The sequence below is a fragment of the Photorhabdus noenieputensis genome (assembly GCF_018448935.1).
Taxonomy (GTDB): Bacteria; Pseudomonadota; Gammaproteobacteria; order Enterobacterales; family Enterobacteriaceae; genus Photorhabdus; species Photorhabdus noenieputensis.
Genome location: NZ_RCWC01000004.1, coordinates 36,360 through 53,239, shown reverse-complemented (window position 1 = coordinate 53,239; position 16,880 = coordinate 36,360). Strand labels below are relative to the sequence as shown.

Genomic DNA, 16,880 nt, shown 5'->3' with positions numbered 1-16,880 from the left:
CAAAGGGCAGGGTTTTGGGAGGCACATGTCTTATCGTTATCTCACCGTTTTTACCCAACATAATTCACGAATTCTACTTTTACTCGGCTTTGTTTCTGGTTTACCGCTCGCATTGACTGCCAGCACCCTGCAAGCATGGATGACCGTTGAAGACGTGGATCTTAAAACAATTGGCTTCTTTTCTCTTGTCGGCCAAGCATATGTTTTCAAATTTCTTTGGTCCCCTTTTATGGACCGATTTATCCCCCCTTTTCTTGGGCGTCGCCGTGGTTGGCTACTTGTTACACAGCTATTACTCATAGCCAGTATTACTGCAATGGGTTTTCTCCAACCATCTCAACATTTATGGTGGTTAGCCACACTAGCGGTAACCGTTGCTTTCTGCTCCGCATCACAAGATATCGTCTTTGATGCTTATAAAACCGATTTATTGAGTAGCGAAGAGCGAGGTGTAGGTGCTGCCGTTTCAGTACTTGGTTATCGGTTAGCCATGCTGGTTTCAGGCGGGTTAGCGCTATGGATCGCAGACCGCTATATTGGCTGGCAACACACCTATTGGTTAATGGCTGGATTGATGCTAATTGGTATCTATGCAACGTTAAAAGCTAGAGAACCTGAAATTGACGCTCCACCACCAAAAACACTCCAGCAAGCCGCAATAGAACCATTAGCCGATTTTTTTAATCGCAATAATGCGTGGCTGATACTACTGTTAATTATCATGTATAAAATGGGAGATGCCCTTGCTGCCAGCCTAAGTACCCCATTTCTTATCCGAGGTATTGGCTTTGATGCTGGTGAAGTTGGAATGATCAACAAAACGCTAGGATTAGCAGCAACTATCGTTGGTGCATTATATGGTGGTTATTTAATGCAACGATGGAGTTTATTCCGCTCACTCATGATCTTTGGTATCCTGCAAGCAATTTCTAATATTGGATACTGGCTGTTATCCATTACTGACAAAAATATCTACACGATGGGCAGCGCCGTTTTTCTGGAAAATATCTGTGGCGGAATGGGAACCGCTGCCTTTGTTGCCCTAATTATGGCGTTATGTCATAAATCGTTCTCTGCAACACAATTTGCTCTATTATCTGCTTTATCTGCTGTTGGACGAGTCTATGTCGGCCCAATTGCAGGTTGGTTCGTTGAATTACATGGCTGGCCAAACTTCTATCTATTCTCTATAGCGGCCTCTGTTCCTGCCTTATTACTGTTATTTATCTGCCGCCAGACTCTGGTTTATACCCAGCGAACTAACGATTTTGTGCCACGTACTGAGTTCAAAAATTTCTATCGTCTAGCGCTTGGCTTACTATCATTAGCAAGTATTTTGCTCACATTTTGGTTACTTATCATCACCACCAATGCTCTCAACTGGACTCATGCACCTGATATGGCCGAAACATTGCTATTAGGGGGAGCACAGATCGGTATTACAAGCATCATTCTCGGTAGCTCTCTCGATTATCTTGCATTAAGAAGGTGCAAATTAACTTAACAGGTGAAAATATTAAGTTAATTTATCAAAGGTTGACGACGATCAGCCTTTGATATTCCTGCCCTCTTTTTTAAATATTTAAGTGATAGCGATCACACTTCAAATAGTCATTTGCCGAAAGTGCTATTTTCAAGTGATTATTTGATTGTTCAATATTCATATCTGCGTAGAATCAGACTACCATTTTAAGGGTTATTTAATATAGCTTTAAAACCCAAAACCTCTTTATCATGGATGCGTTAGAGAAATTTATGAGAACAACCATTCTGGCTACTGCTTTACTCACCACCGTCTCAGTTCCAGCTTATGCTGAATATAAAGGGGGCTTTGCTAATATCAGCATGAACTACCTCGACTGGACTAGCCATACCACACACAAGTCCGGGCAAACCTCTCATAAAGACGACTTTGCCTACTTAGAACTGGAAGGCGGAGCCGGATTTGACTGGGGTGAATTATACGGGTTCTTCGATCTGGAAAATGCTTTCAACAGTCAGCATGCTGAACCAGGGGATAACCAAAGATACACTTTTAAAACAACCGGTCGCTTCTATCTGGCTGATACTGGTTTCAACCTCTATGGTCATGTTTATGGTACTTACTCGCTCCCAGGTACAGCGCATGGCGGGAACTTCCACGAGGTAAATACCCTCTATGGTATTGGTTACAACACTGATTTCGCCGGTGTCTGGTTCAAACCATTTGTTGCGCTGCACTATGTTGACCAAACTTTCTACTCCGGTAATAACGGCTATGTCGCTGGTTGGGTTGCAGGTTACGACTTTCAACTCTGGGAAGAAAAATTCAGCATAACTAACTGGAATGAAATAGAACTTAACCGGAATGAACGCTACGGCAACGGTGGACGAAACGGTACCAATGGTGCAATCGCGTTATGGTGGACACCTCATCAATCCTTCACTACCGGCATTCAATATCGATACGCCGATCATAAATTAGGTGAAGACTTCTGGCAGGATGCGATTGTCTACTCCATTAAATATAATTTTTAATTATTAACTTTAATTGTGAGCTGCCAAAAGTGGCTCACAATTAATTTAATTCCTAAATAAAATGCCTGCGGTGGAAATTTTTAAAGCAAATTTTTTTATTTTTTTCCTTTCGCCTAAAAAATATAAAATGATTTAGTACAAATTCATATTTCCGCACTATTTCGTTACAATTAAATAACCTTTTCAAGCTAACTTCTGATTAATCTTACAGTTGCATGTGATCCCAGTAACATAAAGGGTTAACAACCCCTCAACTAACTATTACAAATGTTTACACTCCAGTAGCCTTACCGTAGAATGCCCGCACTGATGAAACGACAATAGAGCTTTTGTTATTTGGAGTCGTTAGATGAGACTTATGAAATACAATAAAAGTATTGGGATATTGTCAATACTAGCGGCTACTCTTATGCTGAGTGGCTGCGATATGGTATTGATGAATCCTAAAGGCGCTATCGGCGCTGAACAAAAAATGCTGATACTTACGGCTATTGGCCTGATGCTAATCATCGTTATTCCGGTGATCATCATGGCATTCACTTTTGCCCTGCGTTACCGCGAGGCCAACAAAAGTGCTACCTATCACCCTAACTGGGCACACTCGAATAAAATTGAGCTGGTAGTATGGACCGTTCCTATCATTATCATTATTATTTTAGCAACCATTACCTGGAAAACAACCCACGAGCTTGACCCATATAAACCACTGGTCAGTGATGAAAAACCAGTGACTATTGAAGTTATCTCTCTTGATTGGAAATGGCTATTCGTTTACCCGGAGCAAGGTATCGCTACAGTTAACGAAATTGCTTTCCCTACCGGGGTTCCTATTAACTTCAAAATCACCTCTGATTCTGTGATGAACTCATTCTTCATCCCACAGTTAGGTGGTCAAATCTATGCAATGGCTGGTATGCAGACTAAACTTCACTTAATCGCCGATGAACCTGGCACTTATAAAGGTTTGTCCAGCAGCTATAGTGGTCACGGTTTCTCCGGCATGAAATTTACTGCTACCGCTACCGCAGATCGTGAAGGTTTTGAACAATGGGTTCAAAAAGTGAAAGCCTCTCCCAAAACCTTGGATACCATGCAGGCATTTAACGAGTTAGCTAAACAAAGCCAGAACCATCCGGTTGAATACTTCTCAAGCGTTAAGCCTAACCTGTATCAAGACATTATTGCCAAATTTATGGGCAACATGAATATGCATGGCGGCCACGGTGCAACGACAGGTCATAACATGAATATGAGCGAAACCGCTCATGCCGGAGTTGAGGAATAAAGTAATGTTGGGAAAATTAACACTTGATGCAATCCCATTGCATGAGCCCATTGTCATGGTCACTCTTGCTGGGATTCTCTTCGCAGGGCTCGCGATTGTCGGAGCCCTGACCTATTTCCGTAAATGGAAATGGCTGTGGAGCGAGTGGTTAACCAGCGTTGACCACAAGAAAATCGGTATTATGTACATTATCGTGGCACTGGTCATGATGCTCCGTGGCTTTGCCGATGCCATCATGATGCGTGGTCAGCAGGCTGTCGCCTCTGCGGGTGAAGCAGGTTTCCTGCCGCCGCATCACTATGACCAGATCTTTACCGCCCACGGCGTTATCATGATTTTCTTCATGGCGACACCTTTTGTTGTCGGCCTGATGAACATCGTGGTTCCACTACAGATCGGCGCTCGTGACGTAGCATTCCCATTCCTGAACTCACTGAGCTTCTGGTTCTTCGTCGTTGGCGTTGCACTGATTAACATCTCTCTGGGTGTAGGTGAATTCGCTCAGACCGGCTGGTTAGCTTATCCTCCGCTTTCAGGTATAGAATATAGCCCAGGCGTTGGGGTCGATTATTGGATCTGGAGTCTTCAAATATCCGGTATCGGTACCTTGCTGACCGGCGTTAACTTCTTTGCGACGATCCTGCGTATGCGTGCCCCTGGCATGTCTATGATGAAAATGCCTGTATTTTCCTGGGCAGCACTCTGTACTAACGTACTGATCATCGCCGCTTTCCCGATTCTGACCGTTACCATTGCCCTGCTAACTTTTGACCGCTACATGGGTACCCATTTCTTCACCAATGATATGGGCGGTAACATGATGATGTATATCAACCTGATATGGGCTTGGGGTCACCCTGAAGTTTATATTCTGGTGTTGCCGGTCTTTGGTGTTTTCTCTGAAGTGACTGCGACGTTCTCGAAAAAACGGCTGTTCGGCTACACTTCCCTAGTGTGGGCGACCATTGCCATCACCGTATTGTCGTTTATCGTATGGCTGCACCACTTCTTTACGATGGGCTCTGGTGCGAACGTTAACGCCTTCTTCGGTATAGCCACCATGATTATCTCGATTCCGACAGGCGTTAAGATTTTCAACTGGCTGTTCACGATGTATCGAGGCCGTATTGAGTATAAAACACCGATGTTGTGGACCGTTGGCTTCATCGTCACCTTCTCTATCGGTGGTATGACCGGCGTTCTGCTGGCAGTTCCAGGTGCAAACTTCGTTCTGCATAACAGTTTGTTTCTGATTGCACACTTCCATAACGTTATCATCGGTGGTGTTGTCTTCGGTTGTTTCGCTGGTACTGCTTACTGGTTCCCGAAAGCTTTTGGTTTCACACTGAACGAAAAATGGGGTGTCCGCGCATTCTGGTTCTGGATCATCGGCTTCTTTATCGCCTTTATGCCAGTTTACGCGCTCGGCTTTATGGGGATGACCCGCCGTATTAGCCAAGATATCAACCCTGAATTCCATACTCTGCTGGTTGTCTCCGCGATTGGTGTTGCACTGATTGCCGTTGGTATCCTGTGTCAGGTCATTCAATTCTACGTGAGTATCCGTGACCGTGACCAAAACCGTGACCTGACCGGCGACCCTTGGGGCGGACGTACTCTGGAGTGGGCAATATCTTCTCCACCGCCGTTTTATAACTTTGCTGAAGTTCCACATGTTCAAACCCGTGATGCATGGTGGGATATGAAAGAAAAAGGCACTGCTTATAAACGTCCTGCTCAGTATGAAGAAATTCATATGCCTAAAAATGCCGGTGCGGGTGTAATCATTGCTGGCTTTAGCTTGCTGTTTGGTTTCGCCATGATTTGGCATATCTGGTGGCTGGTTATCGCAAGCTTCGCAGGCATGATTATCACTTGGATTGCAAAAAGCTTTGATGAAGATGTTGATTACTACGTACCCGTTGCTGAAGTTGAGCAAATTGAGAATCAACACCATGAACAAATTAGCAAGGCAGGTCTGAACCATGTCAACTGAAACTATGACTAACCACAATCATGCCCACGAACATCACGGGCACCACGATGCGGGAGCCACTAAAGTATTCGGTTTCTGGGTCTATTTGATGAGTGACTGTATTTTGTTCGCATGTCTGTTTGCGACTTATGCAGTACTCGTTAACGGAACCGCGGGTGGTCCATCTGGCAAAGAGATTTTCGGCCTCTCTTTTGTATTGGTTGAAACTTTCCTACTGTTATTCAGTAGTATCACTTATGGCTTTGCCATGCTGGGAATGAACAAAGGAAAAGTCGGCCAGGTTAACGCCTGGCTCGGTATGACTTTCCTGTTCGGCCTTGGCTTCGTGGCAATGGAATTGTACGAATTCCATCACCTGATTGTTGACGGCCACGGCCCTGACCGCAGTGCATTCCTGTCTGGATTCTTCGCATTGGTCGCTACTCACGGTATCCACGTTACCTGTGGTCTGGTTTGGATTATCATCATGATAATCCAAGTAACCCGCCGCGGTTTAACTGATGTAAATAAAACCCGTCTGAACTGCCTAAGCTTGTTCTGGCACTTCTTGGATGTGGTATGGATCTGTGTATTTACCGTTGTTTATCTGTTAGGAGCTATGTAATGAGTCATTCCAATACCGCTCATACTGGAGCTAGCCACGGTAGCCTGAAGTCTTATCTGATCGGCTTTGTTCTTTCAGTAATCCTGACAGTGATTCCGTTCTGGATGGTAATGGATGGTTCTGCCTCCCATACGACTATCCTGACAACAGTAGTCGCTCTGGCTGTGGTGCAGATTATTGTTCATTTTATCTACTTCCTGCACATGAACACTTCGTCAGAAGAGCGCTGGAACTTAGTAGCATTGCTGTTCACCATTTTAATTATCGGTATTGTTGTTGTTGGCTCACTATGGATTATGTACAACCTCAACATTAATATGATGGTTGATTAAAGAGCTGCATATATGATTAAGCAATACCTACAAGTAACTAAACCAGGAATTATTTTCGGCAATTTAATTTCTGTGATCGGTGGTTTTCTACTCGCCTCGAAAGGGGTGATTGATTATCCTTTGTTCATCTCGACTCTGCTCGGCGTTTCATTAGTCGTGGCTTCTGGTTGTGTATTTAACAACTACATTGACCGTGACATCGATCGGATCATGGAAAGAACAAAAAACCGTGTCCTTGTAAAAGGACTTATTGATCCGAAAATCAGCCTGATTTATGCATCAATACTGGGTATTGCTGGCATAGTGCTGCTCTATGCAGCAGCCAATGCTTTAGCAATGCAATTAGCGATTATCGGTTTTGTCGTCTATGTAGGGGTTTACAGCCTCTATATGAAAAGGAAATCTGTTTATGGCACGCTGATCGGCAGTTTGTCCGGTGCTGCACCTCCGGTTATCGGTTATTGTGCAGTAACTGGTCAGTTTGATACGGGCGCGTTGATCCTATTACTGATTTTCAGCCTGTGGCAAATGCCGCACTCCTATGCCATTGCTATTTTTCGTTTCAAAGATTACCAGGCAGCCAATATTCCTGTACTGCCCGTGATCAAAGGCATATCTGTGGCGAAAAACCACATTATCCTTTATATCTTGGCATTTATGATTGCAACCCTTATGTTAGCCATCAGCGGTTACGCTGGTTACAAATATTTGGTTGTTGCAGCAGCAGTGAGCGTCTGGTGGCTAGGAATGGCGTTATCCGGTTACAAAACTGATAATGACCGCATTTGGGCTCGTAAATTATTTATATTTTCCATTGTGGCAATCACTTCCCTGAGTGTCATGATGTCTATTGACCCGCATGTGCCCTCAGAAGCCTTCCTAACTTACGTCCGGTAATTTTCCCTGATGGCAGTGGTACCCCCTCTGCCATCAGTTTCCTTTTAGCCTGTTATCCCCTCTCCTTAATACTTCAATATTATTAATTCAATTAACTATTTACCCCTTATTGAAAACCTATCTACAATGACGCATCAAAATATTTCGAGGTAATCATGAACGATAATAAAATGACGCCACTTGAGCTTCGGGCGACATGGGGCCTAGGTTCAATTTTTTCTCTTCGAATGCTAGGCCTGTTCATGGTTATTCCTGTATTAACAACCTATGGCCTGAATCTAGAAAATGCCACCAAAACACTTATTGGCATCGCCATTGGTATTTATGGTTTAACCCAAGCCATTTTCCAGATCCCTGTTGGACTGCTTTCTGACAAAATTGGCCCTAAGCCCTTAATTGTTGGCGGGTTACTCCTATTCGTCTTAGGCAGTATCATTGCTGCTCTCAGTGATTCTATCTGGGGCATAATAATTGGACGAGCGCTACAAGGCGCTGGAGCTATATCTGCTGCAATTATGGCGCTACTTTCTGACTTAACCCGTGAACAAAATCGAACTAAAGCAATGGCTTTTATTGGCATTAGTTTCGGAATAACTTTCGCCACAGCCATTGTGCTTGGCCCAATCCTAGCTCATGCCATTGGGTTAAACGGTCTGTTTTGGGTAATTACCATTCTGGCCGGTAGTGCCATTCTGATAACACTATTGGCTGTTCCTTCCACAGATAAACACATTCTTAACCGTGAATCAGGCATTGTTCGTCACAGTTTCAGTAAGGTTCTGGCTGATAGCCAATTGCTGAAACTTAACTTTGGCATACTCAGTTTGCACACTTTACTAATGGCAAGTTTTGTCGCCTTTCCTTTGGTGATGCAACAAGCAGGGCTCCCTAACCAACGGCTTTGGCAGGTTTACCTGGTCACTATGCTAGTTTCATTTTTATCTGTTTTACCTTTCATTATTTACGCAGAAAAAAAGCGCCGCATGAAACAAGTGTTTTTACTGTGTATCACAATGCTGCTGATTGCTGAAATTGTATTGTGGGCGGCGGGGCATCACTTATGGGTAATTTTCATCGGCATACAAATTTTCTTTATTGCTTTCAATGTAATGGAAGCTATCCTGCCATCACTTATCAGTAAAGAAGCACCGGCGGGTTATAAAGGTACAGCAATGGGCATCTACTCCACCAGCCAATTTTTAGGTGTCGCTTTAGGGGGTAGCCTTGGTGGTTGGTTATCTGAATTAAAAGGAGCACCGCTGGTATTTATGGCAGGTATCGTTCTGACAATCATTTGGTTGATTATCAGTACAACAATGAAGCAACCTCCTTATGTCAGCAGCATCAGAATTTCTCTACCAGAAAATATAGTCAATAAAGCATTGTTGGAACAAAAAATTCTTGTTCAGCCCGGTGTTTGCGACGTCGTTATTATTCCAGAGGAGCATAGTGCTTACATAAAAGTAGATACCAAGCTGACAAACAGATCTCAACTTGAACAATTGATAGCTAATAATAACACGATAGATTAAGTATCAAACCAGATAACCCCTACCCGATTCGATATTAAGGGAGATTGGAAGTGGGACTCCTGGTCAGGAATACCCCACTCCACATTAGGCTAGATATCTCAAACCATTAGGCGGAAAATCAATCCCGGAAATTAGTAAACTGGAATGGCTGTCCCAGCTCTGCGCCACGAACTAATGCCATTACACTTTGCAAATCATCACGAGCTTTACCCGTCACTCGCACCTGCTCACCCTGAATCTGTGCTTGCACTTTCAGTTTGCTATCCTTAATCAGCTTGACGATCTTTTTCGCCGTAGGGGTATCAATCCCCTGCTTCAAAGTCGCTTCAACGCTGTAAGTCTTACCACTGTGCAACATATCATCAGGGATATTCAATGCAGCGCCATCGATACCACGTTTAGCCAACTTTTCACGCATGATATCAACCAACTGATTTACCTGAAAATCTGACTCACTGGCAATCTTGATAGATTCGCTTTTTTCATTTAACTCGAAACTGGCGCTGACATTACGGAAATCCCAACGGCTAGTAAGCTCGCGCTGCGCATTTTCTACTGCGTTGCGAACTTCATGCATATCAATTTCTGAAACAATATCGAAAGATGGCATTATCCATGACCTCCTGATAATCAATAAGTTGGCATGATAACCGCTTTCCACTATCAGCAAAAGCGCTATACTTGGATTAGCGGGATCTTATTATTTCCATCCAATATTATGGCAGCGTCTTTCAAAAGGTGTATATGAAGATAACCGTTCTTGGCTGTGGCGCTATAGGAAAACTGTGGCTAGCAGCATTATCGCAACAAAAGCATCAAGTACAGGGTTGGCTAAAAAGTTCCCGGCCTTATTTATCTGTTCATATTGACGAAATGAATGGGCAAGTATTCAACCAACCAATCCCAACTAACAACAGCGACCATCTTGCTAACAGCGAATTACTAATTGTCTGCCTGAAAGCATGGCAAGTCGCTGATGCAGTGAATAATTTACTCCCCAAGCTTTCACCTAATTGCCCAATTTTATTACTACACAATGGCATGGGTACCCAAGAAGAACTATTATCAGCGCCTAATCCAATACTGCTTGGCGTCACAACACATGGCGCATATCAGGATGACCAACAGGTTTATCATACCGCTTCCGGACTAACCCATATTGGCTCAGCAACGTCAAATGCAACTGGGCTTAGCTCTCTGGCTAATGTATTACACCAATCTTTGCCAGATGTTGCATGGCATAATGAAATTCTCGCTATTAGTTGGCTGAAACTTGCCGCTAACTGTGTCGTAAACCCGCTGACAGCACTTTATGAATGCCAAAATGGAGATTTGCTTCGCTACCCAGAACAATTGAATATTTTGTGCGAAGAAATTATTCAGGTTATGCAACGAGAGAACATACATACCACTATCGACAACCTGATTGCCTATGTCTACGATGTGATTAAGCTTACAGCAAAAAACTACTCATCCATGTTGCAAGATATCCGCGCAAAACGTCGCACTGAAATTGACTATATCACTGGTTATTTATTACGCCGGGTCCGTGCGCATGGTCTGTCTGCCCCTGAAAATGCTCGTATCTATAACCTAGTAAAACATAAGGAAAGATGATTATGACCCCTTCAGCACTCATCTGCCTGACTCACGGTAGTGAAGAAACAGAAGCCGTTACAACTATTGATTTACTGGTACGCGCTGGCATCAGTGTTACGATCGCCAGCACCGCCAGTGATGGAGAACTGGTTTTAACTTGCTCCAGAGGAGTGAAACTGGTTGCTGATGTCCCTCTAGGAAAAGTTATTGATGAATCCTTCGATGCCATCATCTTACCCGGCGGTATGCAAGGTGCCGAGTGTTTCCGTGATAACCCACTCGTTATCGAAAAAATCCGCAAGGCACATTATCAAGGGAAAATTATCGCTGCAATTTGTGCCGTACCAGCTATCGTACTTGAACACCACAATTTGTTTCCAACTGGCAAAATGACCGGTTACCCCGGTTTACAAGACAAAATTTCGTCCGATAAATGGATTGATTGTCGAGTCTGTTTTGATGATCGAGTCAATCTATTAACCAGTCAGGGGCCAGCGACAGCTTTCGATTTCGCATTAAAACTCATCGAATTATTAAAAGGACGAGAAACAGCAGCAGAGGTGGCGGATCAACTCATATTGCCACTAGGTGTATATTCTTATCAGTACTGACAAAATAGACAAAAACATCTTACTTTATACATTTCGGGGTTCACGTAATAGGAACCCCGAAATGTATAATTAAAACAATTAAGGCCGATAAACTTTCACGTTATCAAAACCCTGCTCAGATAAATAGAGTGCCTGCAAACGACTCATTACTCCACGTTCACAATAGAGCAGATAAGTCTTCTCCTTTGGCAAATCACCAAACTGGCTGCTCAACTTATAGAATGGCAATGATTTAATTTCCACACCATTTAACTGCAATGGCCGATCATCCTGTTCATCAGGCGAACGAATATCCAATAACACATCCGTTGGAGCGAACGCTGTCACTGTTTCAATTTCAACCACTTGCTCATTGCTTTGTTCTGCGATCTGGCGAATATCAATATTCTGAGCTTCACTGACAACTTTTTCCAGAATATTAAAATCGAAATTCGCCTCTTCTGCTTCGATTTTAGCTTTAACGGCTTTTACTGTCGGGCTTTTTGAAATAACACCACAGAATTCAGGCATCGTACGGGCAAAATCCTCAGTGCCAATCTCACGTGCCAACCTGATAATGTGCTCTTTATCATGAGAAATCAGCGGCCGCAGAATCAACGTATCCGATGCATTATCAATCAAACGCAAATTAGTGAGTGTCTGGCTGGAAACTTGTCCCAAAGCCTCACCGGTAACAATCGCCTGCACGCCATAACGCTCTGCAACTTTAGATGCCGCTCTCACCATCATCCGTTTAAGCACCACCCCCATTTGACCATCATCAACTTTTTCCAAAATTTCAGCGACAACAGGTTCAAAATCCACAGCAACGAAACGGACTTTATGGGAGCTGCCAAAACGATTCCAAAGATAATGAGCAACCTGCTTCACACCAATTTCATGAGCAGAACCGCCAAGATTGAAGAAGCAATAGTGAACACGGCAGCCACGGCGCATTAGCATATAGCTGGAAACACCAGAATCAAAACCGCCAGAAATTAGAGATAATACATCTTCCTGCGTTCCGATAGGAAAACCACCAATCCCTTCATAACGGGCTTTCACCAAAATCAGCACATCCTGATCAATTTCCAAATTGACGGTAACATCAGGATGATTAAGTTTTACTTTCGCGGATTCAATATGCTGGTTTAAACCGCCACCAACATAGCGTTCTACTTCATTAGAAGTAAATTGATGTTTACCGCGGCGCTTTACCCGCACGCAAAATGTCTTATTGTGGAGCGATTCGCCATAAGCTTCATAAGCTTGTTCAAAGATATGATGCATGTCACGAAACTCACGCTCTTCTACTTGCAGAATATGGTGAATACCGGGAATACGTGTCAGCGCATCACAAATTTGAGCGCCAAGGTTTTCATCTTTAGTACGAACTTCGATATTATCCCAATGGCGAACCACTGCAATATTATCTCCTAACGTTTTCAGCACATTGCGAATATTACTAGCGAGAATTTTAATAAAGCGCAAACGAACAGTTTGGCTCTTGATCGTGATTTCTGGGAATAATTTAATAATAAACTTCATAGTGAGTTATAGTAGTAGTTAGGCGTTTTGATAAAAAAAATTGATGGTATGTCTTGGTTGTCAAATCAGGCCGCGAAGTATAACACTATCTCGTGATATAGCGCGGAAAAAACGCAAAATCAGTTAAAGATTTGTTTGCACCAGCATAATAAGATAGTCTGCAACCCTTAGGCGAACTCTGTAAATAGTAAAAAATTATGCCAAAGAAAAATGCAATATCAGAAAGTACCAACAGTACGCCAAAAACTGCACCGGCAATGACATTTGAAAGCTCATTAAAAGAGCTGGAACAGATCGTCGCCCGGCTGGAATCAGGTGAACTGGCACTGGAAGAAGCTCTAAGCGAGTTTGAGCGTGGTATTCAATTAGCCCGCCAAGGGCAACAGACCTTGCAACAAGCAGAACAGCGAGTGCAGATTCTGCTTAACGATGATGCCCAATCTCCACTGAGCCATTTCTCCCCGGATACTGAATAAGCCTATGTCTGAACAAAATTCAACCCAATTTAAAGAACAGCTTAAAATCTGTCAACAACGAGTCAATAACGTTCTGATAAGCACACTATCTTCACTGGCATTTGCAGACAACCCACTAGTTCACGCAATGCAACACGGTACTTTACTCGGTGGTAAACGTCTGCGCCCATTTTTAGTGTATGCCGTTGGTGAAATGTTTGGATTATCCGCAAATAATTTGGATGCTCCAGCAGCAGCCGTTGAATGTATCCACGCCTTTTCATTAATTCATGACGATTTACCGGCGATGGATAACGATGATTTACGCCGAGGACAACCGACCTGCCACATAAAATTTGGTGAAGCTCACGCGATTCTGGCGGGAGATGCATTACAGGCGCTGGCGTTTGAAATCCTCTCTAAAAGAGAAATGCCAGATGTTACAACAGCAGATCGCCTTGAAATGCTTGCGGAACTGGCAACCGCCAGTGGCATTGCCGGTATGTGTGGCGGCCAAGCCTTGGATTTGGCGGCAGAAGGCAAGCACATCGATCTCCATATGCTGGAACAAATTCATCGCCATAAAACGGGCGCACTTATTCGTTCCGCGATCAGAATGGGCGCATATGGCGCAGGTCAACGTGGGCATGATGCCCTGCCTGAATTGGATCAGTATGCCCAAGCCATAGGTCTCGCATTCCAAGTTCAGGACGATATTCTTGATGTCATTGGCGATACCGAAATGATAGGAAAACGTCAAGGCAGTGACCAACAGCTAGGAAAAAGTACTTACCCTGCATTATTGGGGTTAGAACAAGCAAAGAAAAAAGCATACGAACTGTATCAAGAAGCATTACAAGCTTTGAATAAACTGGAAGATAAATCTTATAACACAGCAATGCTGCGCGCACTTGCCAGTTTTATCATTGAACGTAACAACTAAGGTCTGCCGGTAAATTTACCCACTGGCAGCGCTATTAATAAACACTTCTTAACGAGCATCAAATGAGCATTGATATAGCCAAATACCCAACATTGGCATTAGCGGAAAATCCTGAAGAACTTCGTATGTTACCAAAAGAGAGCCTGCCGAAGTTATGTGATGAACTTCGGCAATTCCTGCTAAACAGTGTCAGTCGCTCTAGTGGTCATTTTGCCTCCGGTCTTGGCACCGTTGAGCTGACTGTGGCGTTGCATTATGTCTATAAAACACCTTTTGACAAATTGGTATGGGACGTCGGCCATCAGGCTTATCCTCACAAAATCCTGACAGGACGCCGAGATCGTATTGATACGATTCGTCAAAAAAATGGGCTTCACCCTTTCCCGTGGCGAGATGAAAGTGAATACGACGCCTTATGTGTCGGTCACTCATCAACCTCTATCAGTGCTGGATTAGGTATGGCAATTGCCGCTCAACGCGAAGGCAAAAGCCGTCGTACAGTTTGTGTTATCGGTGATGGCGCAATAACAGCAGGTATGGCTTTCGAAGCGATGAACCATGCCGGGGATATCGACCCGGATATGTTAGTTATTCTTAACGATAACGAAATGTCCATCTCAGAGAACGTTGGTGCGTTAAACAACCACTTAGCTCAACTTCTATCCGGTAAACTCTACACCACGTTGCGGGAAGGTGGGAAAAAAGTCTTTTCCAACCTACCGCCGATTAAAGAACTCCTGAAAAAAACCGAAGAACATATCAAAGGCATGGTTGTTCCTGGCACGCTATTTGAAGAATTAGGCTTTAATTATATTGGCCCCATCGACGGACATGATGTACTGACATTGACCCAAACGCTGAAAAATATGCGTGAGTTGAAAGGGCCACAACTATTACACATCATGACCAAAAAGGGTCGCGGCTATGCCCCCGCCGAAAAAGATCCTATCAGTTGGCATGCGGTGCCTAAATTTGATCCGACCACTGGCGCATTACCTAAAAGCTCAGACAACCGCCCTACTTTCTCCAAAATCTTTGGAGACTGGTTATGCGAAGAGGCCACTAACGACAAAAAACTGATGGCAATCACACCCGCCATGCGTGAAGGCTCTGGTATGGTGCGTTTTTCCCGCGAATATCCTGATCAATACTTTGATGTCGCCATTGCAGAACAACATGCCGTGACTTTTGCCGCAGGTTTGGCAATTGGTGGTTACAGGCCAATTGTCGCAATCTATTCGACATTCCTCCAACGTGCTTATGACCAGGTTATTCATGATGTCGCCATTCAGAATCTGCCTGTTTTATTTGCAATAGATCGCGGCGGTATCGTGGGTGCTGATGGTCAGACACATCAAGGTGCTTTTGATCTCTCATTCCTTCGTTGCATCCCCAACATGGTCATTATGGCACCCAGTGATGAGAACGAATGCCGCCAGATGCTACACACTGGCTATCATTATCAGCAAGGTCCAGTAGCCGTGCGCTATCCACGAGGAACCGGGACGGGGGCGGAACGACAACCATTTGAACAATTGCCAATTGGCAAAGGTGTTATTCGCCGTCAGGGTAAGAAAGTAGCAATCCTGAATTTTGGCACTCTGTTACCCGATGCAATAACAGCAGCAGAATCACTGGACGCGACTGTTGCTGATATGCGTTTTGTCAAACCACTGGATAAAGAGTTGATATTAGAAATGGCTGATAACCATGATTTATTGGTTACTTTGGAAGAAAATGCCATTATGGGCGGCGCAGGAAGCGGCGTTAATGAATTACTAATGCAGGAAGGCCGCCTGGTGCAAATTCTGAATATTGGCTTGCCTGACCAATTTGTGCCACAAGGTAGCCAGGAAGAAATCAGAGCGGATTTAGGGCTCGATGCCGCAGGTATTCAAAATAGCATCAATAAAAGGCTATTTTCCTGAGTGTATAAGGGTAATAGGATATTTATTCTATTATCCTTACTATCATATATGAAAATATGGTTAATTAACCATATAACTTATTTACTGATGAAAATAGATATAATCTTCAGACTAATTATGAAAGATTGGAATGTTATAATTAATATCTTTGTGAATTTTATTTTCTATAGTAAATACGAATTCATTATCAATTAAATAATAACCTATTGACTTTAAATATAACAATTACACCTGCAAGTATAATTGTTGTAAATGAACATGGATAGCTCTCAGAAAAAATGACATACAAAGATAAATAGATAAATAGATAAATAGATAAATAGATAAATAGATAAATAGATAAATAGATAAATAGATAAATAGATAAATAGATAAATAGATAAATAGATAAATAGATAAATAGATAAATAGATAAATAGGTAAATAGGTAAATAGGTAAATAGGTAAATAGGTAAATAGGTAAATAGGTAAATAGGTAAATAGGTAAATAGGTAAATAGGTAAATAGGTAAATAGGTAAATAGGTAAATAGGTAAATAGGTAAATAGGTAAATAGGTAAATAGGTAAATAGGTAAATAGGTAAAATAAACACTTTAACTCTATAAGTAAATATATTTAAACAACAAGAACAGAGCCTGTAAAAACAGATTATCA

Annotated in this window: 15 protein-coding genes; 13 read left to right on the top strand and 2 right to left on the bottom strand. The window is 43.0% G+C overall.

Annotation, left to right across the window (positions count from 1 at the left end; genetic code table 11):
• Positions 1 to 25 precede the first annotated feature (25 nt).
• The 8 genes from ampG to EAE91_RS04590 all read left to right on the top strand — a co-directional run bounded on the left by ampG (position 26) and on the right by EAE91_RS04590 (position 9,163).
• A complete protein-coding gene (gene ampG / locus EAE91_RS04625; RefSeq protein WP_214087464.1) occupies positions 26 to 1,504 on the top strand; it encodes a muropeptide MFS transporter AmpG in 1,479 nt (492 codons plus the stop codon).
• Between the two features lie 251 nt (positions 1,505 to 1,755).
• Positions 1,756 to 2,517, top strand: a complete 762-nt coding sequence (locus EAE91_RS04620; RefSeq protein WP_214087463.1) for a nucleoside-specific channel-forming Tsx family protein — start codon at positions 1,756 to 1,758, stop codon at positions 2,515 to 2,517.
• A gap of 349 nt (positions 2,518 to 2,866) precedes the next feature.
• Complete coding sequence (gene cyoA / locus EAE91_RS04615; RefSeq protein ID WP_036808849.1) at positions 2,867 to 3,802, top strand: cytochrome o ubiquinol oxidase subunit II; 936 nt, start codon at positions 2,867 to 2,869, stop codon at positions 3,800 to 3,802.
• A gap of 4 nt (positions 3,803 to 3,806) precedes the next feature.
• On the top strand, positions 3,807 to 5,798 hold the full coding sequence (gene cyoB, locus EAE91_RS04610) for a cytochrome o ubiquinol oxidase subunit I (RefSeq protein WP_214087462.1): 1,992 nt from the start codon (positions 3,807 to 3,809) through the stop codon (positions 5,796 to 5,798).
• Positions 5,788 to 6,402, top strand: coding sequence for a cytochrome o ubiquinol oxidase subunit III (locus tag EAE91_RS04605; RefSeq protein ID WP_214087461.1), 615 nt, complete (start codon positions 5,788 to 5,790; stop codon positions 6,400 to 6,402). The genes cyoB and EAE91_RS04605 overlap by 11 nt, the downstream gene beginning before the upstream one ends.
• The gene (locus EAE91_RS04600) at positions 6,402 to 6,734 is read left to right on the top strand and encodes a cytochrome o ubiquinol oxidase subunit IV (protein WP_036775099.1); all 333 of its coding nucleotides are present in this window, start codon (positions 6,402 to 6,404) and stop codon (positions 6,732 to 6,734) included. Before EAE91_RS04605 ends, EAE91_RS04600 begins: the two co-directional genes overlap by 1 nt.
• A gap of 12 nt (positions 6,735 to 6,746) precedes the next feature.
• Positions 6,747 to 7,631 (top strand): heme o synthase, encoded by an 885-nt coding sequence (gene cyoE, locus EAE91_RS04595; protein WP_011148018.1) that lies wholly within the window; start codon positions 6,747 to 6,749, stop codon positions 7,629 to 7,631.
• Between the two features lie 155 nt (positions 7,632 to 7,786).
• Entirely contained in the window at positions 7,787 to 9,163 is a 1,377-nt protein-coding gene (locus EAE91_RS04590; protein ID WP_214087460.1) for an MFS transporter, read from the top strand.
• Between the two features lie 118 nt (positions 9,164 to 9,281).
• On the opposite strand, the gene EAE91_RS04585 is transcribed toward EAE91_RS04590, so the two are convergent.
• Entirely contained in the window at positions 9,282 to 9,773 is a 492-nt protein-coding gene (locus EAE91_RS04585) for a YajQ family cyclic di-GMP-binding protein (RefSeq protein ID WP_105397741.1), read from the bottom strand.
• A gap of 134 nt (positions 9,774 to 9,907) precedes the next feature.
• Here EAE91_RS04585 and panE point away from each other — a divergent pair, with 134 nt between their 5' ends.
• Complete coding sequence (gene panE, locus EAE91_RS04580; protein ID WP_214087459.1) at positions 9,908 to 10,780, top strand: 2-dehydropantoate 2-reductase; 873 nt, start codon at positions 9,908 to 9,910, stop codon at positions 10,778 to 10,780.
• Between the two features lie 2 nt (positions 10,781 to 10,782).
• Positions 10,783 to 11,373 carry a protein deglycase YajL gene (gene yajL / locus EAE91_RS04575; protein WP_214087458.1) on the top strand — a complete coding sequence of 197 codons (591 nt, stop codon included), beginning with the start codon at positions 10,783 to 10,785 and terminating at the stop codon, positions 11,371 to 11,373.
• A 78-nt stretch (positions 11,374 to 11,451) separates the two neighbouring features.
• On the opposite strand, the gene thiI is transcribed toward yajL, so the two are convergent.
• Positions 11,452 to 12,900: a tRNA uracil 4-sulfurtransferase ThiI gene (gene thiI, locus EAE91_RS04570; protein WP_214087457.1), complete on the bottom strand. Its 1,449-nt coding sequence runs from the start codon at positions 12,898 to 12,900 to the stop codon at positions 11,452 to 11,454.
• A 197-nt stretch (positions 12,901 to 13,097) separates the two neighbouring features.
• Between thiI and xseB the strand changes: the two genes are divergently transcribed.
• The 3 genes from xseB (at position 13,098) to dxs (ending at position 16,226) form a co-directional block, all read left to right on the top strand.
• Positions 13,098 to 13,376, top strand: a complete 279-nt coding sequence (xseB, locus tag EAE91_RS04565) for an exodeoxyribonuclease VII small subunit (RefSeq protein WP_214087456.1) — start codon at positions 13,098 to 13,100, stop codon at positions 13,374 to 13,376.
• 4 nt (positions 13,377 to 13,380) lie between these two features.
• A complete protein-coding gene (ispA, locus tag EAE91_RS04560; RefSeq protein ID WP_214087455.1) occupies positions 13,381 to 14,298 on the top strand; it encodes a (2E,6E)-farnesyl diphosphate synthase in 918 nt (305 codons plus the stop codon).
• 62 nt (positions 14,299 to 14,360) lie between these two features.
• On the top strand, positions 14,361 to 16,226 hold the full coding sequence (gene dxs, locus EAE91_RS04555) for a 1-deoxy-D-xylulose-5-phosphate synthase (protein ID WP_214087454.1): 1,866 nt from the start codon (positions 14,361 to 14,363) through the stop codon (positions 16,224 to 16,226).
• Positions 16,227 to 16,880 lie beyond the last annotated feature (654 nt).